25 protein-coding genes are annotated in these 24,899 nt (G+C 28.5%); 9 read left to right on the forward strand and 16 right to left on the reverse strand.

Going from position 1 to position 24,899, the window contains the following annotated elements; all coding sequences use genetic code 11:
• Positions 1-190 precede the first annotated feature (190 nt).
• Positions 191-922, forward strand: a complete 732-nt coding sequence (locus QK892_RS16075) for an ABC transporter ATP-binding protein (protein WP_317274570.1) — start codon at positions 191-193, stop codon at positions 920-922.
• On the forward strand, positions 915-2,102 hold the full coding sequence (locus QK892_RS16080; RefSeq protein ID WP_317274571.1) for an ABC transporter permease: 1,188 nt from the start codon (positions 915-917) through the stop codon (positions 2,100-2,102). The genes QK892_RS16075 and QK892_RS16080 overlap by 8 nt, the downstream gene beginning before the upstream one ends.
• A gap of 397 nt (positions 2,103-2,499) precedes the next feature.
• Here QK892_RS16080 and QK892_RS16085 read toward each other — a convergent pair whose 3' ends face one another.
• From QK892_RS16085 to QK892_RS16095, 3 genes are all read right to left on the reverse strand, one after another.
• Positions 2,500-2,781 (reverse strand): hypothetical protein, encoded by a 282-nt coding sequence (locus QK892_RS16085; protein ID WP_317274572.1) that lies wholly within the window; start codon positions 2,779-2,781, stop codon positions 2,500-2,502.
• 8 nt (positions 2,782-2,789) lie between these two features.
• On the reverse strand, positions 2,790-3,575 hold the full coding sequence (locus tag QK892_RS16090) for an SDR family NAD(P)-dependent oxidoreductase (protein ID WP_317274573.1): 786 nt from the start codon (positions 3,573-3,575) through the stop codon (positions 2,790-2,792).
• Between the two features lie 413 nt (positions 3,576-3,988).
• Positions 3,989-5,380, reverse strand: coding sequence for an NCS2 family permease (locus tag QK892_RS16095; protein ID WP_317274574.1), 1,392 nt, complete (start codon positions 5,378-5,380; stop codon positions 3,989-3,991).
• A gap of 475 nt (positions 5,381-5,855) precedes the next feature.
• Here QK892_RS16095 and QK892_RS16100 point away from each other — a divergent pair, with 475 nt between their 5' ends.
• A complete protein-coding gene (locus tag QK892_RS16100; protein WP_317274575.1) occupies positions 5,856-6,230 on the forward strand; it encodes a hypothetical protein in 375 nt (124 codons plus the stop codon).
• A gap of 75 nt (positions 6,231-6,305) precedes the next feature.
• On the opposite strand, the gene QK892_RS16105 is transcribed toward QK892_RS16100, so the two are convergent.
• Positions 6,306-7,001, reverse strand: coding sequence for a SanA/YdcF family protein (locus QK892_RS16105; protein ID WP_317274576.1), 696 nt, complete (start codon positions 6,999-7,001; stop codon positions 6,306-6,308).
• Positions 7,002-7,017: 16 nt separating this feature from the next.
• A complete protein-coding gene (locus QK892_RS16110) occupies positions 7,018-7,488 on the reverse strand; it encodes a GNAT family N-acetyltransferase (protein WP_317274577.1) in 471 nt (156 codons plus the stop codon).
• A gap of 192 nt (positions 7,489-7,680) precedes the next feature.
• On the opposite strand from QK892_RS16110, the gene QK892_RS16115 reads away from it, so the two are divergent.
• Positions 7,681-7,932 (forward strand): kinase to dihydroxyacetone kinase, encoded by a 252-nt coding sequence (locus QK892_RS16115; protein WP_317274578.1) that lies wholly within the window; start codon positions 7,681-7,683, stop codon positions 7,930-7,932.
• Between the two features lie 93 nt (positions 7,933-8,025).
• Positions 8,026-8,541, forward strand: coding sequence for an NUDIX hydrolase (locus QK892_RS16120; RefSeq protein ID WP_317274579.1), 516 nt, complete (start codon positions 8,026-8,028; stop codon positions 8,539-8,541).
• 136 nt (positions 8,542-8,677) lie between these two features.
• Here the strand turns inward: QK892_RS16120 and QK892_RS16125 are convergent, their stop codons facing one another.
• The 3 genes from QK892_RS16125 to QK892_RS16135 all read right to left on the reverse strand — a co-directional run bounded on the left by QK892_RS16125 (position 8,678) and on the right by QK892_RS16135 (position 11,899).
• Positions 8,678-9,922, reverse strand: a complete 1,245-nt coding sequence (locus tag QK892_RS16125) for a glutamate-5-semialdehyde dehydrogenase (protein ID WP_317274594.1) — start codon at positions 9,920-9,922, stop codon at positions 8,678-8,680.
• Between the two features lie 14 nt (positions 9,923-9,936).
• Positions 9,937-10,746: a glutamate 5-kinase gene (gene proB / locus QK892_RS16130; RefSeq protein ID WP_317274580.1), complete on the reverse strand. Its 810-nt coding sequence runs from the start codon at positions 10,744-10,746 to the stop codon at positions 9,937-9,939.
• Positions 10,747-10,831: 85 nt separating this feature from the next.
• Positions 10,832-11,899, reverse strand: coding sequence for an AI-2E family transporter (locus QK892_RS16135; RefSeq protein WP_317274581.1), 1,068 nt, complete (start codon positions 11,897-11,899; stop codon positions 10,832-10,834).
• A 189-nt stretch (positions 11,900-12,088) separates the two neighbouring features.
• Between QK892_RS16135 and QK892_RS16140 the strand changes: the two genes are divergently transcribed.
• Complete coding sequence (locus QK892_RS16140) at positions 12,089-13,450, forward strand: YjiH family protein (protein WP_317274582.1); 1,362 nt, start codon at positions 12,089-12,091, stop codon at positions 13,448-13,450.
• 45 nt (positions 13,451-13,495) lie between these two features.
• On the opposite strand, the gene QK892_RS16145 is transcribed toward QK892_RS16140, so the two are convergent.
• The 5 genes from QK892_RS16145 to QK892_RS16165 all read right to left on the reverse strand — a co-directional run bounded on the left by QK892_RS16145 (position 13,496) and on the right by QK892_RS16165 (position 19,008).
• Entirely contained in the window at positions 13,496-14,140 is a 645-nt protein-coding gene (locus QK892_RS16145) for a pentapeptide repeat-containing protein (protein ID WP_317274583.1), read from the reverse strand.
• A gap of 82 nt (positions 14,141-14,222) precedes the next feature.
• Positions 14,223-15,653: a DUF4179 domain-containing protein gene (locus tag QK892_RS16150; protein ID WP_317274584.1), complete on the reverse strand. Its 1,431-nt coding sequence runs from the start codon at positions 15,651-15,653 to the stop codon at positions 14,223-14,225.
• Positions 15,654-16,184, reverse strand: coding sequence for an RNA polymerase sigma factor (locus QK892_RS16155; RefSeq protein WP_317274585.1), 531 nt, complete (start codon positions 16,182-16,184; stop codon positions 15,654-15,656). It lies immediately after the preceding gene.
• Positions 16,185-16,327: 143 nt separating this feature from the next.
• Positions 16,328-18,265: a bile acid Fe-S flavoenzyme BaiCD gene (baiCD, locus tag QK892_RS16160; protein WP_317274586.1), complete on the reverse strand. Its 1,938-nt coding sequence runs from the start codon at positions 18,263-18,265 to the stop codon at positions 16,328-16,330.
• 158 nt (positions 18,266-18,423) lie between these two features.
• Positions 18,424-19,008 carry a TetR/AcrR family transcriptional regulator gene (locus QK892_RS16165; RefSeq protein WP_317274587.1) on the reverse strand — a complete coding sequence of 195 codons (585 nt, stop codon included), beginning with the start codon at positions 19,006-19,008 and terminating at the stop codon, positions 18,424-18,426.
• A gap of 169 nt (positions 19,009-19,177) precedes the next feature.
• On the opposite strand from QK892_RS16165, the gene QK892_RS16170 reads away from it, so the two are divergent.
• On the forward strand, positions 19,178-19,915 hold the full coding sequence (locus QK892_RS16170; RefSeq protein WP_317274588.1) for a MerR family transcriptional regulator: 738 nt from the start codon (positions 19,178-19,180) through the stop codon (positions 19,913-19,915).
• 143 nt (positions 19,916-20,058) lie between these two features.
• Here the strand turns inward: QK892_RS16170 and QK892_RS16175 are convergent, their stop codons facing one another.
• Genes QK892_RS16175 through QK892_RS16185 form a run of 3 tightly spaced genes read right to left on the reverse strand, consistent with a single transcriptional unit; the run spans position 20,059 to position 22,861 of the window.
• Complete coding sequence (locus QK892_RS16175) at positions 20,059-20,829, reverse strand: ABC transporter ATP-binding protein (protein WP_317274589.1); 771 nt, start codon at positions 20,827-20,829, stop codon at positions 20,059-20,061.
• 2 nt (positions 20,830-20,831) lie between these two features.
• Positions 20,832-21,857: a FecCD family ABC transporter permease gene (locus QK892_RS16180; RefSeq protein ID WP_317274590.1), complete on the reverse strand. Its 1,026-nt coding sequence runs from the start codon at positions 21,855-21,857 to the stop codon at positions 20,832-20,834.
• A complete protein-coding gene (locus QK892_RS16185) occupies positions 21,854-22,861 on the reverse strand; it encodes a FecCD family ABC transporter permease (RefSeq protein WP_317274591.1) in 1,008 nt (335 codons plus the stop codon). The genes QK892_RS16180 and QK892_RS16185 overlap by 4 nt, the downstream gene beginning before the upstream one ends.
• Positions 22,862-23,002: 141 nt before the next feature.
• Here QK892_RS16185 and QK892_RS16190 point away from each other — a divergent pair, with 141 nt between their 5' ends.
• Together QK892_RS16190 and QK892_RS16195 are read left to right on the forward strand one after the other, a co-directional pair.
• The gene (locus QK892_RS16190; RefSeq protein WP_317274592.1) at positions 23,003-23,944 is read left to right on the forward strand and encodes an ABC transporter substrate-binding protein; all 942 of its coding nucleotides are present in this window, start codon (positions 23,003-23,005) and stop codon (positions 23,942-23,944) included.
• 160 nt (positions 23,945-24,104) lie between these two features.
• Positions 24,105-24,794, forward strand: a complete 690-nt coding sequence (locus QK892_RS16195) for a YjjG family noncanonical pyrimidine nucleotidase (protein ID WP_317274593.1) — start codon at positions 24,105-24,107, stop codon at positions 24,792-24,794.
• Positions 24,795-24,899 lie beyond the last annotated feature (105 nt).

The following is a 24,899-nucleotide window of genomic DNA, read 5'->3' on the forward strand; positions in this document are numbered from 1 at the left end:
TATTAATACTTATAATAACTATTTTTTTGTCTTTACGCATAAATATAATCAGCTTAACAATCATATATTTTTTGAAAATTTGTAAAAATATTCTATATAGTTATTGATTTTTACTCTTATATACTGTAATATAGTATATTATAACTCTTTAAAAAATATTATATACCACAAAATGAAAAGGGGGTACAGTATGCTTAAATTAAAGAATGTCAGTAAAAATTTTAAGAAGGTAACCGTAGTTGACAACTTATCTTTCTCAGTAGGCAAGGGAGAAATTGTTGGTCTACTTGGTGAAAATGGTGCTGGCAAAACAACAACTTTACGAATGATATCTACTATGCTTGAAATATCAGAAGGACAGATTAAAGTAAATGATATCGATGTTAAATCAGATCCAGAGAAAGTTAGAAAGGAAATCGGAATACTTTTCGGAGGAGATGTAGGATTATACGACAGATTAACTGGTAGAGAAAATATAAGATATTTTGCTAATCTTTATGGCATGAGCAAAAAAGAAGCAGATGAAAGAATAGATGTATTAGCTAAAAGCTTTGAAATGGAAGACTATATAAATAAACCTGTTGGAAAATACTCAAGAGGTATGAAGCAAAAAATCTCTGTTGCGAGGTCAATAGTTCATAACCCTTCTGTTATGCTTTTTGATGAACCAACTACCGGATTAGACGTAAGTGCAGCAAGAATTGTGCAAGACTTTATCCTTCAATGTAAGAAAGAAAATAAGATTATATTATTTTCAAGTCACTCTATGAAAGAAGTTGAAAAGTTATGTGATAGAGTTGTCATTATAAATAAGGGGAAGCTTTTAGAAAATTGTACACTTCCTCAATTAAAGGCAAAATATAATAATGATGATTTAGAAGAAACATTCTTAACACTTATAGGAGGTAATACTAATGAGTAATTTTTTAACTGTTTTAAAGAAAGAATTATTAGATATTGTAAGAGATAAAAAAACATTAGTATTTACATTAATACTTCCAATTCTTATTTATCCTATAATGTTTAAATTTATGTCATCTTCAATGGAGAAAGCAGTAACTGATGTAGAAAAAGAAATAAATATTTATATAGAGGGTGATACTGATTCCACTATGGCAAAAGTAATTACCTCATTAGAAAATATAAGAATCCCTGAAGTAGACTCACCTACTGAAGCGCTAAAAAATGGTGATATACAACTTATAATTAATATCCCAGAAAACTTTGATGAAAATATTGCTGCTGGTAAAAATGACACTATAAACTTACTAATTGATGATGAATCAAATAAATCAATGATTGCAAGCAGTATGGTTAGTGAAGTCTATGAAAACTATAAGAACACTATCATAGAGCAAAGATTAACTGCAAGTGGAATTGACCCTTCGATATTAAAGCCATTCGATATTAATATTAAATCTGGGATAAGTGCTGAAAATGAAGATGTAAACTCAATGGGTTCTATGCTTCTTACTATGATTCCAACACTTATAGTAATACTTATGGTTTCTTCAACTGTTGGCATGGCAGCTGATTTAGGTGCTGGTGAAAAAGAAAGATTTACATTTGAACCATTACTTTCAACTTCTGCTAAAAGATCATCATTACTTTGGGGTAAAATAACAGCTTTATGTACAGTTTCGTTTATAGCCTTAATTGCAAACTTAGCTGCTATGGTATTTTCAATGCAAAGATTTATGTCCTTTGGAGAAGGAAATATTCAGTTTAATTTATCACCTTCAACTATATTAGGTATGTTAGTAGTAGGCTGTTTACTTTTAGTTACCTTATCAGCATTACAACTTTCTGTAAGTATATATGCAAGATCAACTAAAGAAGCTAACTCATACTTAACTGCTATTACAATGCCAGCTATGATTTTATCCTTTATACCATATATGATGGATGCTAAGGGAATAAATCCAATATTCTTCAATATTCCTGTAACTAATGCAATTTGCTTAATGAAGGAATTTACCGTTGGAATATTTGATATCAAACATATATTAATAGTATTCGGTTGGCACATAGTTTATATAGTTGCTTCAATTATGTTTGCTAAATATATGTTCTCTAGAGAAGAAGTTATATTTAGGAATTAATAATGCGTAATGCATAATGGATAATTTAGGAGAAAACTCTTACAGAGTTTATTAAAATGAAAGAATTAAATAATGAAAAAATTAAATAATTATGGAATAAACTCCTATGGAGTTTAGAAATTTTATATTTGATAATACACCAATTATTTAAAAAAAATTAAATCATATATTTAATAATAAATAAAGGAATTCAGATAAATACTGAGTTCCTTTATTCATTAACTATTTCATTTTTTCATTTCAATTTTGCGTTAGCAAAAGAGAAGAAGTAATATTTACAAATTAATAATGCGTAATGCATAATGGATAATTAACGAGGAAATTCAGCCATAGGCTGAATTTCTTTATTTTTCATAATTCACCTTGGTGAATTATTACCTAAATTATGCATTACGCATTATGCACTATGCATTTCATAAAGTTTGTTATCAAACTTTCTAATATCAGGCCACGTATGATAATTAGCTCCTTCTTTTGAATGATATTCTATAAAATCATCTATATTAATTTCGTATGTTTCATAATCATCTAATTCTATTTCAATTATGTTGTCTTCTAATATATCAAATCTTGTTACTTCTCCAGTAGATATAGATTCACTTCCATAGTAAAAAGCAACTCCGTTATCCACTAGTGTCTCATATAATTCTATAATTTCATCTTTTAGATTCTCTTTCATTGATTTCACTATCCTTTGTTCATCATAAATATTATTTTTCTAGATAAACTTCTAGGCATTAATTTATTTAAAGTTATAATAAGCTTATTTTTAAATCCAGGAATTATTATAAGTTTTCCTTTCTTAAAGTCTCTATAAGCAATTTTTGCTACTTCTTTCGGCGTCATTAATGCCTTTTTTGCAGCTCCTTTTTTCCTTATACCCGACCTTTCTTGAAAGTTTGTTTTTACAGGACCAGGGCATAAACAGCTTACTTTTATATTATTTCCCTTTACTTCTTCGTGTAAGGCTTCTGTAAAATTTAATACATATGATTTTGATGCATAATATGTTGCCATTTTAGGTCCGGCACAAAAAGCTGCCGTTGATGCTACATTCATTATAGCGCCTTCTCCATGATCTATCATAATAGGTAAAAATCCTTTTGTTAGTTCTGTTAAAGCTCTAATATTAACATCAATTAACTTAAGTTCCCTTTCCATTTCTATCTCGCTCAAATATCCAAAGGAACCTATACCTGCATTATTTATTAAAATATCCACAGACAAATTATTTTTATTCACAAAATCTAATACTTTTTCACATGAGTTATCCTCAGATAGGTCTAATGAAATAGTATATACATTAATACTATATAAGCTTAACTCATCTTTTACTTCTTTTAATCGTTCTTCATTTCTTGCAACTAAAATCAAGTTGTTTTTATCCTTTGCGTAAAGTTTCGCTAATTCATATCCTATACCAGTAGTAGCTCCGGTTATTAATACACAGCTTCTACCATACGGTTTCCCCATAAAAAATCCTCCATTTATTTTTATAATAACAAACTTTAATTTTTAATATATCATATTGTACTAAAAATATAAATATTATTATTTTATTATGATTTTGGAGTTACAACTTCATTTTGATATAATTATTTTATATTAATTCTAAAATTATATTTAACTTTTGGACCTTATTATTTATTCCTTTAAATTTAATTCTAAATTCTATTATATCCAAATCCTTAGTCTTTTTTCTGACAAAACCACCTATTGCTTTTATATCATTAATGCTTTATATAATAATAGGACTTTTAGGTTCTATTATAATAAATAGCTATTTAAAAAAATAAAAACTGGTGAAATATCATTATTTACACAATTGATATTTCACCAGTTAACTTATATTATTATTTACCCCAAATTTATTCTATTACTTATACTTACACTGCACCTATTATAAAGTTAATTAAGAACAATGCACTTACTATATACATTATTGGATGAACATCCTTAGCTTCTCTCTTAACTATTTTTACTAAGCAATATGTTATAAATCCTGCTGCTACCCCATTTGAAATACTTCCTGTAAAAGGCATAAATGTTACTACAAAGAATGCTGGCATAGCTACTTCAAAATCTTCCCAATTAATATTTTTGAAGGATTCCATCATTAAAATACCTACTACTATTAAAGCTGGTGCTGTAGCTGCTGCTGGCACCATTCCCATTATAGGTGCTATGAATAATGATAATACAAATAATACTGCTACTGTAACAGAAGTTAATCCAGTTCTTCCACCTTGTCCAATTCCTGCTGCACTTTCAACATATGTTGTTGTATTACTTGTACCTAAAAGTGCTCCAATTGATGTTGCTGTTGCATCTGCAAATAATGCTCTTTCTAATTTTGATGAAAAATTATTTCCACTCTCAAATAGCTTTTCATCATTTTCATCGAATATTCCTGCTTTTCTTCCTGTTCCTAAGAAAGTACCGATTGTATCAAAAGTATCTGATAGAGAAAATGCAAATATTGTAGTTAATACTATAGATATCTTTGATGGATCACTAAATAACCCTACAAAATCTAACTTGAAAAATGTTGGTTCTAAGCTTGGAACCCCAAAGCTGATTTGTGAAAAGTCAGGTACTTGTGTTACTCCCATAAAAATACCTATTACCGTAGTTAAAAGAATTCCCAATAAAATTGCTCCCTTGAACTTAAGAAGCATTAATACAAGTGTAATTACTAAACCTATTAATGATAATAATGCTACTGGATTTTTAAAATCAGTCATTGCTAAATTTACACTGCTAAATACTGAAGTACCTTCTGATGCGAAAATTTGATTAGCCGTTTCACCTGTAAATGTTAGGAAATTAGCTTGCTTAATACCTAAGAATGCTATAAATAATCCTATACCACCTGAAATTGCATATTGAAGTGAGTGTGGAATAGCTTGTATTATCATTTTTCTTATTTTAGTAGTGGTAATAATTATATTAATAACTCCACAAATAAATACCATGGCTAAAGCTTGTTGCCATGTGAATCCAAGACCTAGTACTACTGTAAAAGTGAAAAATGCATTCAATCCCATTCCAGGTGCTTGCGCAAACGGAACATTGGCTACTAACCCCATTACTAGTGTACCAATTGCTGCTGCAATAATAGTAGCAACAAAAACTGCATTTTTATCCATACCTGCTGCTGATAGAATAGATGGATTTACGAACAAAATATATGCCATTGTTAGGAATGTAGTTACTCCTGCCATTAATTCGGTTTTAACATCTGTTCCGTTTTCCTTAAGCTTAAAAAACTTTTCCATAAAAATACCTCTCTCTTTCATTCATTCCGAATATTATATAACTATATTATCATTTTGTTCGTATTAAATCAATAGTTTTTTATATTTTTGACATTTTATATAAAATTACGGTCTTTAAAACAATTTAAATTATACTAAATTTATTAAAGCATTTTCAAAATACGAATATTATGTTAAGTGATTTTCATTTGCATTTATTCGATTACATATATCCTATTAATATTAAAATAACTTCTATACCACATTAGCTTTAATCCATATATTTACAATAAATTTCCGAAGTGTTACAATTATTCTAATACTTATATGTGTATATAGCATATGAATGAGAGGGAGGGCTCAACGACGATTCCTAATATGATAATATAATTTTTTATGATATTAGACCAATAACTATATCTATATCTGAGCAAAATAGCACCTTAATTTTTAGTTCTGAACGCTACAAAAAAAATTAATTTTAAGGAGAATTCTTATGAAAAAGGTTATGCCATTTCTTTTTACGGGAAACTTTTCTAATCTTAGAAATATTGCCATTTATGTAAACAATAACACTTCAAAAGAATTAACAGATGTGACTATATATCATACTGGTTCAGGTGGACATCCTATCAAATTAGGTACCATTAAACCTAATACTCATGATAATATAGAACAGATTGCTTCAACTATGATTACTAATAAATCCGAACTAATTTTTAGCTACACTTTAGATGATAATAATTATAGTCTAGTAGTTTATGATGACCTTATTAATACTGATATAAGACCCTTAATTATTGAGATAACTGAAGAATCTAATAGTTTAGTATTTAATAGTAAAAGAATATCTGGTGAATATATTAAATAGTTTTTTTACATTAGACGTATTTATATGAAAAGAAAGAAGTAAAATATTAACACTTTACTTCTTTTTCATTCTAAATTATTCATTTTTCTCGTCTTCTGTAACTCTTCCATCAGAGCTATTTACAGGGATAGCTTCACCTAAAAATTTAGGTTCAGGCTTTAATATATTTACATAAGCAAAATCCTTTAATTGAGCTAGTATCTCTCTTTTTTTATAGCTATCCATTAATTGATATTCTCTTAAATCTGACCTTACACCATAAGCTTCTATACCTAATTTCCTTGCTATATATAATGCTCTAGGCAAGTGATATTCATTGGTAACTATAATTGCTTTATCTACCTTAAAAATTTCCTTAGCTCTATACATAGTATCATAAGTGCTAAAACCTGCGTGATCCATAAAGACTATCTTTTCATCTATATTCTCATTCATAATATAGTCTTTCATTGCTCTAACCTCATTATATTCTACTGTCCCATGATCACCACTTAAAATAAAAGTATTTCCCAGGCCAGCATTAAAAACCTCTAAAGATGTTTCAAGTCTATCTGCTAAAATATCTGAAGGACTTCCATCACTTCTTACCCCAGCCCCTAGAACTATTATCGCATCATTATCACTAGGTATATCATCAATATTATAAATATACTTTTTATAACTGTTAACTATTGAAATGGTGATGCTTATGGTTAATACAAATATTATTAGTAAAGATATACATATACCCATAACTCTTTTTCCCCACTTCTTTAATTTAATTTTTCTCATAAATTCTCCTCTTACATTATATTCTAAACTTCATTTTAACGTGAGGTATTCCCGCTTCTTCATACTCCTCTGAAGCCTCAATAAATCCGACACATATGTATAAATTTTTAATATAGCTTTGGGCAGATAAAGTTATACTATTAACCTTAAAATTCTTCTGAATTTCTTCTATTGCTTTAAGCATCATTTCCTTTGCTATACCTTTCCCTCTGTATTCCTTTAACACTAAAACTCTTCCTATCGAAGCTTCAGAATAAGAAAGACCCGGTGGCAGCAATCTACAATATCCAACTACTCTTTCTTTATCTTCTTTATTATCTATTGCAAATAAATGCATACATTCTCTATCTTTATCATCAAAGTCATTTTCACATGTTATTTCCTGTTCACATGCAAAAACTTCATATCTAGATTTAACTATTTCGTAAAACTCACTTATGTTAAGTTGATCGAAATATTTACATCTAAATTCATAATTATCTTTCATATGCTACTCCTTCTAAATTAAAACTCTAATATATTTAATTATAATATCGTAATGTTATTTTTTCCATAAATGCCTAAAATCAAACTATTTATTTTTACAAGATATGTTATAATCATTTTATATTATTATAAAGTGTATATCAATTTCTTATTTAATTGATATATGAATTAATATTTGAAAGGAGATTATATTATGCTTGAATTCAAATTTGATACTCAATTACTAATTGAAGGACATGATTTATCAGAAGATGCTATTAATGAATATATAACTAAAAATATAGAAGGCGATTGTTTATTGGCAGTTGGTGATGAGGATTTAATAAAAGTTCACTTCCATACTAACACTCCATGGAAGGTCCTTGAATATTGTTCTTCATTAGGTGATATCTATGATGTAGTTATAGAAAATATGGAACGTCAAGAAAACGGACTACAAGGGTAACTAAGAAGTAAGAGGTAAAAAGTGTGGTAGGCATATCTCTTACCTCTTACCTCTTAACTATTACCTATCTTTTATTTTATAGGGAGACTTAAGATGGAATTGTGGGACATTTATGATAAAAATAGAAACTTAACTGGTAGAAAAATCGAACGTGGTGGCGAATTTAGCAAAGATGAATTTCACCTTGTAGTTCATGTTTGTATTTTTAACTCCAAAAATGAAATGCTTATTCAACAACGTCAACCATGGAAGAACGGATGGCCTAATATGTGGGATCTAACAGTTGGAGGAAGCGCTTTAGCTGGTGAGACAAGTACAGATGCAGCTGAAAGAGAAACTTTAGAAGAAATAGGTTATACAATTGATTTATCAAATGAAAGACCATTTTTCACTATAAACTTTGATACAGGCTTTGATGATTACTATATCATTGAAAAAGATATAGATATTAAAGATTTAACATTGCAATACGAGGAAGTACAATCAGTTAAGTGGGCAAATAAAGATGAAGTATTGCAGCTAATTAATGAAGGTACATTTATCAATTATTGGTTTATAGAATCTTTATTTGATATTAGAAAACATAGAGGTTCATTCCGAAAAATATAAAAATAAAAGAGTTACAAGTGATTTAGTACTTATAACTCTTTATTTATTTTTTATTTCAAAACTCCTATAGGAGTTTTTTCATAAATTACTTCATTTTTTCATTCTTTAATTCTTTCATTGTGCGATAGCACACCATTTATCTAATTTGCCCATCACCATAGATTATATATTTTATAGTAGTAAGTTCCTTTAGCCCCATTGGGCCTCTTGCATGAAGTTTTTGTGTACTTATTCCTATTTCTGCACCAAAACCAAACTCTCCACCATCTGTAAATCTTGTTGATGCATTAACATAAACTGCTGCCGCATTAACCTTATTTAAGAACTTTTGAGAATTCTTATAACTATCAGTAACAATAGCTTCTGAATGTCCAGATCCATATTTATTTATATGAGTAATAGCTTCATCTACATTTTTAACTATTTTAGCTCCTATTATATAGTCTAAATATTCTGTGCTCCAATCTTCTTCAGTAGCAGATGTTACGTCTGATATTATAGATTTAACTTTTTCATCTCCTCTTATTTCAACATCCTTTTCTCTTAATGCCTTAATAACAATTGGTAAGAATTCATTTGCAATTTTCTCATTAATAAGCATTTTCTCTGCTGCATTACATACTGATGGTCTTGAAGTCTTTGCATTTACTATTATATTCTTAGCCATTTCAAAATCACAAACTTCATCTACATAAATATGACAATTACCAACTCCTGTTTCAATTACAGGGACAGTAGCATTTTTAACTACAGCTTTTATTAAACCTGCTCCACCTCTTGGAATTAAAACGTCTATATATTCATTAAGCTTCATCATCTTAGTAGCTGTTTCCCTGCTAGTATCTTCAATTAATTGGATTGAAAATTCAGGTAACCCAGATTCTTTAACAGCTTCTCTTAATACTTTTACAATGGCTTTATTCGAATTTATAGCATCACTTCCGCCCTTTAATATCACGGAATTTCCAGTCTTTAAACAAAGTCCAGCTGCATCACAAGTTACATTTGGTCTAGCTTCATAGATTATTCCAATTACCCCTATTGGAACTCTTTTCTTTCCTATTTCAATTCCATTAGGTCTTTTCCACATTTCTATAACTTCACCAATTGGATCATCTAATGCTATAAGGTCAGTTAACCCCTTCGCCATATCTTTTATTCTGTTTTCATTTAAAGCTAATCTATCTAGCATAGCCTTTGAAGTTCCTTTTTCAATTGCTATATCTAAGTCTTTTTTATTTTCTTCTATAATTTCTTCTGCATTCTTTATTAAAGCTTTAGCCATCAGTTCTAATGCATTATTTTTTTCTGTCGTTGATGCTATTCCTAAATCATAAGAAGCTTCTTTAGCATTCTTTCCTAAAGTATATAAATCTAACATCATGAATACCCCCCTTATTTATTTGAAACAAATAATGTTCCTATTTCATTTCCATTTAATATGTTTAAAATTATCTTAGGATCCTCCCCATTAGCTAATACCATATCTACTCCAGCTTCTGTTGCTGTTCTTGCTGCAGATAACTTAGTTATCATTCCGCCTGTACCTAAATTGCTCCCTGCACCTCCGCAGCATTCTTCAAGTTCAGCAGTTATTTCTGTTATTTCCCTTATTAGCTCTGAATTTTCATTCTTTCTAGGATCTGAATCGTAAAAACCATCTATATCAGATAATATAATTAATAAATCAGCATTAACTAGTTTAGAAACTATTGCTGATAAATTATCATTATCTCCAAATTTTACTATATTCTCTATCTCATCTATAGCTACTGTATCATTTTCATTAACAACAGGGATAATTTTATTTTCGATTAATGTTTCAAAAGTATTGCAAACATTATTTCTAATATGATCATCTTCAACTACATCTCTAGTTAAAAGCACTTGCCCAACAGTATGGCTATATTCACCAAAAAATTTACTATATATATGCATAAGTTCACATTGTCCTACTGATGCAACTGCTTGCTTTTCTCTTATAGTTTTTGGTTTCTCCTTTAGCTTTAGTTTAGATACACCAACGCCAATTGCTCCCGAAGTAACTAATATAACTTCTTTTCCTGAATTCATAACGTCTGATAGTACTCTTGTTAACTTTTCTATTCTAGTTAAATTTATATTTCCATTGTCATATGTTAATGTTGAAGTTCCTACCTTAACTACTATCCTATTAGCTTCTTTTATTTTTTCTCTATTATTCATTCCTACTATTCCCCCAAATTTGTTTCTTTTTTTAATTATAAATTTTTTATGATATTTTTTCTACATGAAATATACTTATAATTATTTATTTCTTAAACTCTTTTATCTTCTCACCTAACTCCTTATTAAAATACTTATAAATGACTTTGATCAGTGAATAAAAAGGTACTATAACAAAAGCTCCAATCGGTCCAATTAGAGTTGCTGCCCCTACCACTAAAAATATATCCGTAATAGGATGTATTTTCATAGTTTTTCCCATAATTAATGGCACTATTATTCTTCCTTTAAGTGTTTGAGCTATTAATACTAATGCAGATAATTTTAAAATCATATTCCAGCCTAAAGCTATCGCTATAATATAAGGTAATATCAGAGATATAAAGAATCCAATAAAAGGTATGAAGGCTAAGACAAAAGTTATAGAAGCTAGAAGCAATGGATTTACCATACCTATAAATTTATAACCTATAAACATCATAGCTGCTAATGATAATGCCACCTTAGCTTGACCAACGATATAGGAAGATAAAACCTCATCACTTTCTTCTACTACATTATAAGCTTTATCATTATATTTCCTAGGAAATAGGCCAACTAAGGAATCCTTTATCTTCTCTTCATCTTTAAGTAAATAAAATGCTATTAAAATTACTAATAATATATCAGAAAATAATTGAAATCCTTTATCAAAAACTTTTCTTATATTATTAGATAGTAGAGATAAGTAATTTTGTATGTCACCTAAAAAGTTATTATAATAATCAATATTTAAAATATTTTCTCTTACTATATTTTCTACATCAACCATACCACCTCTTGACTCAATTATTTCTAAGAATATTGATTTAACATTCATAAATTGTTCTACAAAATAATCACCAAAGGCTTTCATTATTCCTGATCCTATAAAGAAAAAAATAATCAATGTTAAGGTAGCTGCAGTTCCTCTCTTCATCTTCTTCTTTAAAAATATATTATTTAAAGGTTTAAGTATATAAAATAAAAACACTCCAAATATTATTGGTATAAACACAACTGTAAAAACTACATTCATAAAATTCTTTATTATATATATTTTACTTAATAGGATAATCAATATGGCAAATAAATTAAAAATAACTAAATACGTAATTATATTCTTCTTATTCATATCATAAATTCTCCTTTTGTCTACTTAATAAATTTAGTTTAACCTTATTAGAAGAAAATATTAACACGTTTCTCTCTGCATAAATTTTAGTTATTTTTGTATAAAAACCTATTGATTTTTCATATATTTTTGTATTAAAATTATTTTCTGTGTATAAATATTAATATTTTGAATATGAAGGAGAGCAAAATGGAGAATACTACCAAAGATAAATTTCAACTGAAAGCTACACTTTCTTTTATTATTCCATCTCTAATAGGAGCAATATTATTTATGATTCCTATTAAATTTAATGGAGAAATTACTATACCTGTAGCTTTAATGTCAAAATTTCTAGCAAACATATTAGAAGGTTCTTTGACTTCTATAATTACTATGACTATTTGCATATCTGCAATACTTAGTACAATTACTAAATTATTTAAGCCTAATTTTATAGTAAAAAATGAATTTTTAAATACTTTATTTAATATACGTCCAATCTGGCTTATATCTAGAATTTTAGGAGCAGTTTTTTGTGTTTTAGCATTATTTAATTTTGGTCCTGAAATGATTACAAGTTCTGGAACTGGAGCTTTTGTTCTAAACGACTTGCTTACTATTTTATTTACTATTTTCTTTTTTGCAGGATTATTATTACCTTTATTACTTAACTTTGGTTTATTAGAATTTTTTGGTGCGATTCTTACTAAAGTTATGAGACCTGTATTTACTTTGCCTGGACGTTCATCTATAGACTGTATTACATCTTGGCTTGGGGATGGAACTTTAGGAATACTACTTACTAATAAGCAATATGAAGACGGGTTTTACTCTAAAAGAGAAGCAGCAATAATAAGTACAACCTTCTCCGCTGTTTCTATAACTTTTAGTTTAATTGTAATAGATACTGTTGGATTATCACACTTATTTATTCCGTTTTATTTAACAGTAACACTGTCTGGAATAGTTGCCGCAATTATTCTTCCAAGAATATATCCATTATGTAAATTACCTAATACTTATTATAATAATAAAGAAAAAAAAGATGATGAAACTATTCCAGAAGGACATACATCACTTTCTTGGGGCTATAATAAGGCTCTAGATAAGGCTAGCCAAAATCCTGGATATAGGGTTTTCTTAATAGATGGAATTAAAAATGTTTTAGATATGTGGCTTGGAGTTCTTCCTGTTGTTATGGCTCTTGCTACTATAGCACTTATAATAGCTGAATATACTTCTGTGTTCCAAATATTAGGTTTACCATTTATTCCTTTCTTAAACCTACTTCAAGTTCCAGAAGCTGTAGCAGCATCTCAAACTTTAGTTGTTGGATTTGCTGATATGCTACTTCCATCAGTTTTAGCTGCTAATTCTATAACTAGTGATATGACTAAATTTATAATTGCTTGTACTTCAGTTTCTCAATTAATATATATGTCTGAAGTTGGTGGAGTTTTACTTGGATCAAAAATTCCTGTATCACTAAAGCACTTAATAATAATATTTATTGAAAGAACTTTAATTACATTACCTGTAATAGTTCTTGTAGCAAATATAATTTTTTAAAATAAAAACTGGACCTAATGGCTCCAGTTTTTTTTATTTGATATATTATTTTACTATTATTTTCATAAGCCTTGTTAAATCTAAAGCTTGCATAGTATTAACTATGACTCCTGATAAATTCTCTATTTCAACATCTATACCTGTAATATCACAAGTTGTAAAATCTATCTTATTTAAATTTGTTTTATTAAAATATGCATTATTTAAATCTGTTTCATTAAAAATTACCTTATCTAATTTTACTTGTTGGAAGATCCCATCTATAAAATTGCATTCATCAATAACAACATTCTTGAGCTTTGAAAATGAGAAGTTTATATATTTTCCTATGGACTTACTAAATAGAATTTCTTTCATGCTGCATTCATCAAACCTTGCTCCAAGTAACTTACAATTAATAAACTCTACTCTATGAATGCTTCCCCCACTAAAATCTACATTAGATAAATCACAATTTTCAAAGACTGTATCTAATAAATCTATATTTTGTAATGAACATTCATTAAAAATAACATTCTTAAATTTACAAGAATCTATAGTTAAGCCTCTCTCTTGCAAAGAATCTATATCTATATCTTCTATTATTTTATTTTGTAACTTCTCAAAGTTAGCTATTTCCTCTTCTATTTTGTTTAATTCCTCAAGTTCATCTATGAATTTAGGTTTTTGAATTTTATATAGCTTTCTCATATCTTATGCCCCTATTCTTTATATTATTTATAAATATTATAACCTATATAAAGAAAAAGTAGATTTCATTAATTTTATAATTTTACTTATTTAACTTAATTGTAAATGCATCATCACTATATTCAGTTATCCTTTCTGATATATCATAATATTCTATTTCGTTATCTTCACTAGCTAATTCTCCATCAAACTCAATCATAAATTCTCCTGTTTCCCTTAAGTATCTTGAAGTATTTATATCTCCAGAATCAAAATTATCAGTAGTGAATATTTCTTTATTAGTTGTCTTATCAATAATTTTCTTAGGAGCAGCTAACAGACCATAATCTGATTTAAAATATACCCTAGTTTTTTCATTTCTAGTTTCAATTCTTGTGATTGTAATATAATCATCCCCCACCTTAGATTTTAATATTGTCTCACCACTAAGATTTAATTTACTAGACATCTTATAATCTTCTTTTATATTATTATTTGATGAGATTATATCACTTGCTAACTTATAATAATTTCTTTCATATGGTATGAAAGTAAGTGACTTAGTATCTTCAAATAATTCTTTGAAATTACTATTAAAATAGAAAACATTATTACCTTCATTATCTACAGCTCCACTCATACTTCCACCTTTAGGTAATATAAATCTTCCTTTATCATCAATAATAGTAAAGTATAAATCACAATCCTCTGTCATATATCCTTGAAGGATTGTATTTATAGGTGTTAAAATTAATTTATTTACTTTAGAACCTTCATAAATATTATCTAAACTTTGATTTAAATTATATTCCTTTACCATTCCTTTTAACTTTTCATTACTAACTGGTATATCAAAAATCCATTCTCCATCTATAACTTTGCTTTCCTTAATATCTCCTATCTTATTTACTTTAATAGAAAGTAGAAACTCATCTGGAATTTCTACATATCCTCCATATAAATTTTGCTCTTGTTCTTCTTTAGGCACTATAGATTTTATACCTACATCATAACTTATAACCCCAGAATAGGTTTTATTATTATCAAGAAACCTTCCCTCTCCTCCATATCCAAATGTAGTAATGTTATTATCTATTTTTATTTCCTTAACTAAAAAATATGGAATATCCTCCATTGGTTCTTCACTTTGAATCATATAAAAAATATATAACTCTATTCCATCATAAACCACCTTAGTTATAGTTGTCTGTATTCCATTACTCTCCTTTGTTATATTTAAATCTGATGAGTACTTATCATAATTTTCATATCTATTAGACTTAAACATTTCTAATATACTTGAAATAATAGGTATATTGCTTGCATAGGTAGTTAGAGAGCTCCCAAACACAATAAAAATTGTTAATAAAGCTACACATATTCCAGCAACATTTTTAAATTTAAGCCTTCTATTAACCTTTAATTTACTTATAGTATTATCAAATACTTGGTCTATATCTTGTGGTATATATGAAATTTCCTTGCTTAACTTTTCTTTAATTTTTTTATCTAAACTATCATCAGACATTTTCATTTACTCTACCTCCTCAATAATTCCTCTTAACTGTTGTCTAGCTCTTGAAAGCCTCGATCTGACAGTACCATCAGGTATATCTAAAATTATAGATATATCTTTAGTTGTCATATCTTCAAAATAAAATAATACAGTTACTATTTTCAGTTCTTCAGTTAATAAATTTATAGCTCTAGTTAAATCAATATCTTCATATATATCTGTATATACTGCTTGATTTAACTCTCCATCTAATGATATTGTTCTTTTATTTTTTCTTAATATATTTTTACACTCATTTATTAAAATTCTAATTATCCATGTTTTAAAAAGATTACTGTCCTTTAAAGTATCATTTTTTTCATATGCCTTTATTAGGGTATTTTGAATTGCATCTTCTATATCATACTGATTATTCAAAATTCCTCTTGCTACCTTATAGATACTCAATCTATTATCATTTATTAATAACAAAAAAATTTCCTTATCAATCTTTTTAGATTTTTCCCTACTGGATTTCTTCTTATAATTTAATATTGAAATAAGTTCCATATTCCTCCTCCTCTTTAAATTCACTTAGCTAAGTATTTCAATTATTAGACTAATATCCCTTTAAAAATGTTCATCTTTTTTGAAAATATTTCAAAAAAAATAAGAGTTGTGTAATTCTCTTACACAACTCTTACTTATATTAACTATATTTGTCTTGCTACATTTACTGCTTCTTCAATACTATTTAATGCTCTACGAGCTCTAACTGCATCACCTATTACATGATATGTTATATTCTTTTCTTCACAGTAATTAGTAAGTTCACTGAAATCACGTGATCTTGCTCCTATTGCAACAACAACTGAATCACAAGGAACTTCTTCAATACTTCCATTTCTATCTATTACTATGGATTTTTCTTTTATTTCAATACATTTTGCTTCTGTTATAGTTTTTATACTTTCATGATATAAACTTTCCATAACACAAATCTTTCTTAATTGTCCTAAGTCTTTTGCTACTTCGTTAAGCATTTCTACTACAGTTATATTATTAACTTTTCCTGATAAGTATTCAGCAACCTCTAAGCCAACTAAACCTCCACCAATAACAACTACTTGTCCAGTTACCATTGCAGTTCCTGCAAGTATAGCATGAGAATTAGTTACATGTGGCAAATCTGCTCCTGGAACTCTAAGTTTCATTGGCTCTGCACCAGCTGCTATTATAACTTCATCTGGATTTATATCTTTAATTACTTCTGGTGTTACAGGAGTTGAAAGTCTAATATCTATGCCTTTTCTTTCTGCAATTTCTCCCATAGAGATAGCTGCTTCCTTCATTTCCTCTTTTCTTGGAGCCGCTCCTGCTAAAACAAATTGGCCACCTAAAGAATCTGAAGCCTCGCATAATATTGGATTATGTCCTCTATCTTTTAATTCCATAGCCGCTTGAAGTCCTGCAACTCCTCCGCCTACTACTAATACTTTCTTAGGATTATTAGTTTTTTCTAAAGTAAATTCTGCTTCTCTTCCTAAGGCAGGATTTCTTAAGCAAGTTATAAAAGGTACATCTGGTGAGCAGAATCCATCATAACATCCTTGATTACAGCCTACACATCTTACAATATCTTCTACTTTTCCATTCATACCTTTATTACAGAATTCTGGATCTGCTAATTGTGCTCTACCGATAACTACCATATCAGATTTTCCACTTTTTATTATTTCATCTGCTTGCTCTGGATCATTTATTCTTCCAACAGCAACAGTTAACATTCCTGTTTCTTTTTTAATTCTTGCAGCATTTTCTACATTAAATCCTCTTGGAATATCTACTGGAGGTACTTCATATTTTACAGCTGCACTTGAGAAGTTTCCACGAGATACATCTAGTGCATCTACACCTGCCTCTTTAGCCCACTTACAGAATTGAATAACTTCTTCAATAGTAAGTCCATCTTCTAAATTATCATCATGTGCATCTATTCTCATAAATAAAGGCATATCTTCTGGAACATTTGCTCTAATTGATCTTATACATTCTAGTAAAAACCTAGCTCTATTTTCTAAACTTCCGCCATATTCGTCTGTTCTTTTATTAAAAGCCTTACTTAAGAATGAATGTGCTGTGTAATTATGACCTGCATGGAACTCTAAAGCATCAAATCCTGCTTTAACTGCACGTTTTGCGGCTTCACCAAATGCTTGAACAGCCTCATCTATAATTTCTTTACTAGCACCTGGAACTATGTAGTCATCAGTAACCTTAAACTCACTTGGAACTACTACCATTGAAGTAGGATCTCCAAATAAAACAGCTGATCCACCTAACCATAATTGAACTCCTGCCTTTGCTCCACCCTCATGAATTGCATCAACTAATCTTTTTAAGCCTGGAATATATTTATCATCTGAAATTGATAAGAAAGTTTTAGGTGCAGCTTTGTCATAAACTGAACAAACCTCAGTAAGATTTAAACCGTTTCCACCCTTTGCCCTTGCAACATGATAATTTATAAGCTGATCTGTTACTTCTTTACCCTGTCCTGCCATCTTAGTACCCATAGCTGGGAAGATAACACGATTTCTCATTTCCATTCCCCTAATTTTAATTGGACTAAAAACATTCTCAAAAGCCATTTTAATACCTCCAAAATTTATATTATATTATTTCATCCGGTATCTTCATTATATTTCTTTGTTAAAAATAAATCAATATGTTTCAAACAATTTGTTTTAATTTTATAAAAAAATAAAAAATGCCCCTATTTTTTTAAACGTTAGGACATTTTTATTATCTAATTTCTATCTTTTAATAACCTTAAAAGATTTTTTAAATATTCATTTCTTTTTTCCTCATCTAATATCATTTCCCTATCATAATATCCGTCTTCAGAAATAGTTGGATAAGTAATTGAAGCCATAAATATAGTTCTCTTATATTTAAATTCATCATCGCTACAATTTAATACTTTTTTCAAAATAATATCTAATTTTTTATTCTCTTCATTAGATCTTTCGATTATCTTTATATCTATTTCATCCTTTTCCTCTGATGAATCAGCTTCCTTATTCATAACTAGGACTCCTGGATATCTTAAACAATATTCTATTATCTCCTTAGAACATTTAATTAATTTTTCTTCATCGCTAATACTATCATCATAAAGCGGTGAATATGCTTGAGATATATTTTCTAAATAAAACTCTTTAATGTACTTTAGCATATTATCTTTACTACCAAAATAATAATTTATTGCACTTACATTTACCCCTGCCTCTTTTACTATAGCTCTAATAGGGACATTAGTAGTTCCATTTTTTCCGAAAAGATATAATGCTCTATCTAAAATCTTCTCCTCTATCCCCTTTAATTCTCTCATTCTTTCACCTCTAAAAATTCAAATTATAACTATTATATCAATTAACTATTTATATATCAAAATTTAAATTATCTTTCTTAATGTATATTTTTCATGAATTTTTTTTATAATAAACCATATTTACCTTGACCTTAGGTTGGCCCTTATACTCAAAAACGAGGTGATGAAAATGCTATATACGGTTAAAGAAGTTGCAAATTTATCTGGTACAACAATTAAAACTCTATACTATTATCAAAAAATAGGTTTATTGTTACCACAGAAAATTGCAGAAAATGGCTATAGATATTATGGAGATAAAGAACTAAAAAGACTTCAGCAAATTTTATTCTATCGTGAACTAGACTTTTCACTTGATAGAATTAAAGTTTCACTTGAAAATGAACCAAACAGATTAAAATGTCTATATGAACAACAGGAATTACTTAAAACACGTAAGCAAAAATTAGATGATGTTCTTAAAACATTAGAAAAGACAATCAAACATGAAAGGAATGGAAAAAATATGAATAAAGAAAATATGTTTATAGGATTAAATGAAAAAGAATGGGAGAATGCTCTTACACCTCAAAACAAATACTTAGATGAGAAATATAATTTTAAGATAGACACAGGTAAAATAAATGCTAGTGAAATGAATGAAAAAGCTACTGAAGCAAGCGAATTTATGAATTTTATGGCTAAATCACTTAAAAATAACTTAAGCCCTAATGATGATAGTGTAATGGATGCGATTAAAAATCATATTAACTTCTTAAAAAAAGATATTGAAATTGATGCTAAAGGATTCGCAGCACAATCAAGATTCTTCTTAACTGATGAGTTTCATCGTGGAATGCTAGAAAACCAGCAAACTGGATTAAGTTACTTCATTTGTATTGCTGCTGAGAACTATGCTTCTCTATAAACTTACCACTAATCTAAGTTTATAAAATACAAAAGCTTAACTTCATAATAATCATTTTATATAATTATTTTAAAGAAGACAGTAAAAAAATATCACCTCTCCTGTCTTCCTTAATAAAACTCTCTTATAATTATAATTTAAGACTAAATAAAAGGTACACATAATTTACAATTATCTATAGGCGAATCTATAATCTTACACTTGATATCAAATACATCTTTTATAAGCTCCTCATTTATAATCTCATTCTTTGCTCCTTGAGCTAAAATATTTCCATTCTTTATTGCAACTATATTATCAGCGTATTTTAGGGCATGATTTATATCATGAATAACCATTACTATTGTTCTATTTTCTTTTTCATTTAAATTTTTTAAAATATTTAAAATTTCTAATTGATATTTTATATCTAAATGATTGGTTGGCTCATCTAAAAGTATTATATCTGTATCTTGTGCTAAAGATAGAGCAATCCACGCCCTTTGTCTTTGTCCTCCAGATAAATTATTTAAACTTCTATCTTTCTCTTCTATTAGTCCAACCTTCTTTATAGACTCTAACACTATCTCTTCATCTTTTTTACTCCAGAATGAAAAAAGATTATGATATGGATATCTTCCCTGCTTTACTAAATCATAAACAGTTAAATCTTCTGGTGCATTACTACTTTGAGGGAGCATAGATAAAAGCTTAGATACTTCCTTTGATTTCATTTTAAGAATATCTTTATCTTCCATTAATATTGATCCGTTCTTAGGTGTAAGTATTCTAGCTATAGCCTTGATTAATGTAGATTTCCCACATCCATTTGAACCTATTAATGCAGTGATTTTTCCTTTTTCTATATCCAAATTAATATCATCTAATATAACCTTTTCGTCATAACTTAACTTTAAGTCTTTTGCTTTTATCATTTTTATCTTCCCCCTGCATACTTTCTTCTTTTAATTAAAAGGTATATAAAATAAGGTGCTCCTATAAATGCTGTAAATATTCCTATCGGTAGATCTTGAGGATAGAATAACCACTTAGATGCGAAATCAGCTAATACTGTTATTATTCCACCTATAAATATTGAAATTGGTATTATATTTTCAAATTTAGAATCTACTAATTTTCTAGCAATATGAGGTGCTATCAATCCTACAAATGATATCCCGCCACCAATTGTTACTGCTCCTGCTGATAATGCTGCTGAAATACCTAACAATATTAATCTACTCTTATGAAGATTATTTCCAAGCACAACTACAACTTCATCTTCAAGCTGATGAAGATTTAAATCTTTTATAAATATTATTGCTACTATAGTAAAAATACTAAATATAATCATTATAAGTATGGCATGAGTCCAATTTGCTCCATATATACTTCCAGTTATCCAAGTTGTAGCCTCTTTTATAAATATTACTGGTCCATTAACTATTAATATATTAGTTATAGCTTTAAAAATAGCTGAAACACCAATTCCTATTATAATTAACTTACTTGTAGATGATGATTTCCCATTTATAAGCAAGATAACTAATAGTGCTGCAAAGGAAAAAGCAAATGTGAATATCGGCATATAAAATATAGATGTCGTTAATGAATTATTCTTAGGATCTGTGAAAATCGTTAGAAATACTAATGCTCCTACTGCTCCTCCATTTACTACTCCCAAAATATCTGGAGATGCTAAATCATTTTTTACAACACCCTGAAGAATTGCTCCTGATAATGCTAAAGCTGCACCAACAAAGAATGCAACAATGATTCTAGGTAGTCTTATATTCATTACCAAAATAGATGAAAACCCCGTATCGATACCTACTATGCTCTTTATTGCATCTACTGGGCTAACCATTACTTCTCCTATACATAAAGAAAAGATGAAAATTAACATAGTCACAACAAATAAAGCTAAAGTTAACTTAATAGTTTTTTTGCTTATATTTATCATTTCGTACTCCTCCTTTTTGCAATATATATAAAGAATGGTCCCCCTATAAGTGCAGTCAAAGCACCAACTGGAACTTCCTTAGGATAAACTATAAATCTAGATAATATATCTGCAAGTAATAATATTGATGAGCCTGTTAATATAGAGAATGGTATTAGCCATCTATAATCATTTCCTATAAACTTTTGAACTATATGAGGAGTAATAAGTCCAATAAAAGCTATTGGCCCTGCTAAAGCTACTGATACCCCTGATAAAATTGCCACTACAAATATTATAAAAATTTTTAAATACATTGTTCTCATACCTAATGACCTTGCCATTTCTTCTCCTAAAGAAAACACATTAAGCTTTTTCCCAAGAATCAATGTAACCATCATAAGTATCACTATTAATGGAATAAATTTGATAATTACATCTAATTTCTGACCTTCAACTGATCCTGTCATCCAATAAATAACCTGCTCCAAAGCAGTTTCATTTTTATATAAAATTCCTTGTGATAATGAGAAAAAAAATGCCCCTAGTGCTGTTCCCCCTAAAGTTAAATCCATTGGGTTTATATCTCCAGAAAGTCCTCCACATAATAAATAAACAAGTATTGATGCTAGTAATGCACCTGAAAAAGAGAATCCAACAATCCCTAAAGAGGATATGCTAGGAAAGAATGTTAGTGCTATAACTAAGCTAAGTACTGCTCCTGAATTTATTCCTAATATACTTGGTGAGGCTAACTTATTCCTAGTTAGGCATTGAGTTAAAAGTCCAGATACACCAAGAGATCCCCCAACTAAAAGTGAATTCAAAGTTCTTGGAACCCTTGAAGTCCTTATAATGATATGCTCTTGAGAGTTATTAAAATCGATATATGCATCTATAAATGTCCTATAGGATGTATATATAAAACCTTTTGTAATACTTAGATAACATAATATAAGAGTTACTATTACCAGTAAAAAAAGTAATATTAATTTCCCCCCACTCTTACCGCGAATACTTTTCATATAAATTCCTCCACTTACAAATTTAAAGAAATATTATCATTTGTTATTGATAATCTTTATCACTTATGATATCATAAGCAAGTATTAAAATCCATATTAAATACACATTTATATGGTTTATAAATTATAGGGGGTATACATATGCAAAAAAAACTATTATCTGCAATTTTATCAGTTGTTTTATCTATTAGCTTACTTGCTGGATGTTCTAATAAAATTGAAAATATAACTAGCACTAATACTAGAACTATAGAGGACTCTATGGGCACTAAAGAAATACCAGCAGACCCAAAAAGAGTTGTTATATTAACAAATGAAGGTGCTGAAGCTATACTTACTCTTGGCGTTACGCCAGTAGGTGCAGTTACCGGTTTTGGTGGTGATTGGTATGATCATACTAAAGCAGAACTTGAAGGAGTTAAGCCTCTTGGACTAGAAACTTCAGTAAATGTAGAAGCTGTTGCTGCATTAAAGCCTGACTTAATAATTGGTAATAAATTGAGACACGAAAAAATATATGAGCAATTAAATGCAATAGCTCCAACTGTTTTCTCAGATACTTTGCGTGGAGAATGGAAAGATAACTTTAAATTCTATGCTAAAGTTCTAAATAAAGAAGCTGAAGGAGATAAAGCTATAAAGGATTTTGATGATAGAATTACGTCAATAAGCGAAACTTATAAAGACAAACTGAATACAGAGATTTCTCTTGTAAGATTTATGGATGGAAAGACTAGAATTTATCTTGGAGATACTTTCTCTGGAACTATTCTTAAAGAAATCGGCTTTAATAGACCTGCAACTCAACAAGGAACAGACTTTGTTACTGAAATTGGAAAGGAAAGGTTAAATGAAGCTGAGGGCGATGTAATGTTATATTTTACTTATGATACTGGTGATGGAAAAGGAACTGCTAGAGAAGAAGAATGGCTAAACGATCCATTATTTAAATCATTAAATGTTGTTAAAAATAATAAAGCTTATAGAGTAGATGATACAATTTGGAATACAGCAGGTGGCATAAAAGCTGCTAACCTAATGTTAGATGATCTAACTAAAATGCTAGAAGAAGGTAAAATTTAAATTTAATATATATTATACAAAATCAGTATAACTTTAGTTAACCCGTATTATATATAAAAAAATGCTTAGTATTTAAAGTACTAAGTGTTTTTTATTTACTTATTTATACATCTTATTTAATATAGAAAGTATAATACAAATTAATATATGGAGGCATATTATGAAATACGAAGTTTTATTATTCGATGCTGATGAAACCTTGTTTGATTTTAAAAAATCAGAAAAACAGGCTTTTGAAAATAGTATTCTTGAATTCAACATAGAGTATGATGAAAATTATCATTTAAAAATTTATGAAGAAATAAATAAGAATATATGGTTAGAATTCGAGCAAGGCTTAATTACTCAAAAAGACCTAAAAGTAGAAAGATTTAGAAGGCTATCAAGTAAGATAAATACTCCATTTGATGAAATAGAATTTTCTAAGGCTTATATAAAACATTTAGCTAATGCTTCATTCTTATATAATGATAGTGCTGAGTTAATAGAAAACTTAAGTGAAGATTATAGATTAGCTATAATTACAAACGGTCTTAAAGATGTTCAATCTAAGAGAATAGGACAATCATTAATAGCTCAGTATTTTGATACAATAATTATTTCTGAGGAAGTGAAGGTATCTAAACCTAATCCAGAAATATTTGAAATTGCTTTAAATAATTTAAATTATAAAAATAAAAGTAAGGTATTAATGATTGGAGATAGCTTAACCTCTGATATAAAAGGTGGAATTAATTTTAGTATTGATACTTGCTGGATTAACTTTAACAACTCTAAAAATCCAACTTCAATCAAACCTACATATGAGATATCAAATTTATTAGATTTATTTAAAATTTTGAGTAAATAAGAAAAAAGTCCTATAGATTGCATTGTCTTAAAATGTACCCTATAGAGTAGACACGATAAAAAAAGTCTACTCTATAGGTTTTTTCTGTTTATAATAGAGTTATAT

The organism is Clostridium lamae (assembly GCF_033043255.1).
GTDB lineage: Bacteria > Bacillota > Clostridia > Clostridiales > Clostridiaceae > Clostridium > Clostridium lamae.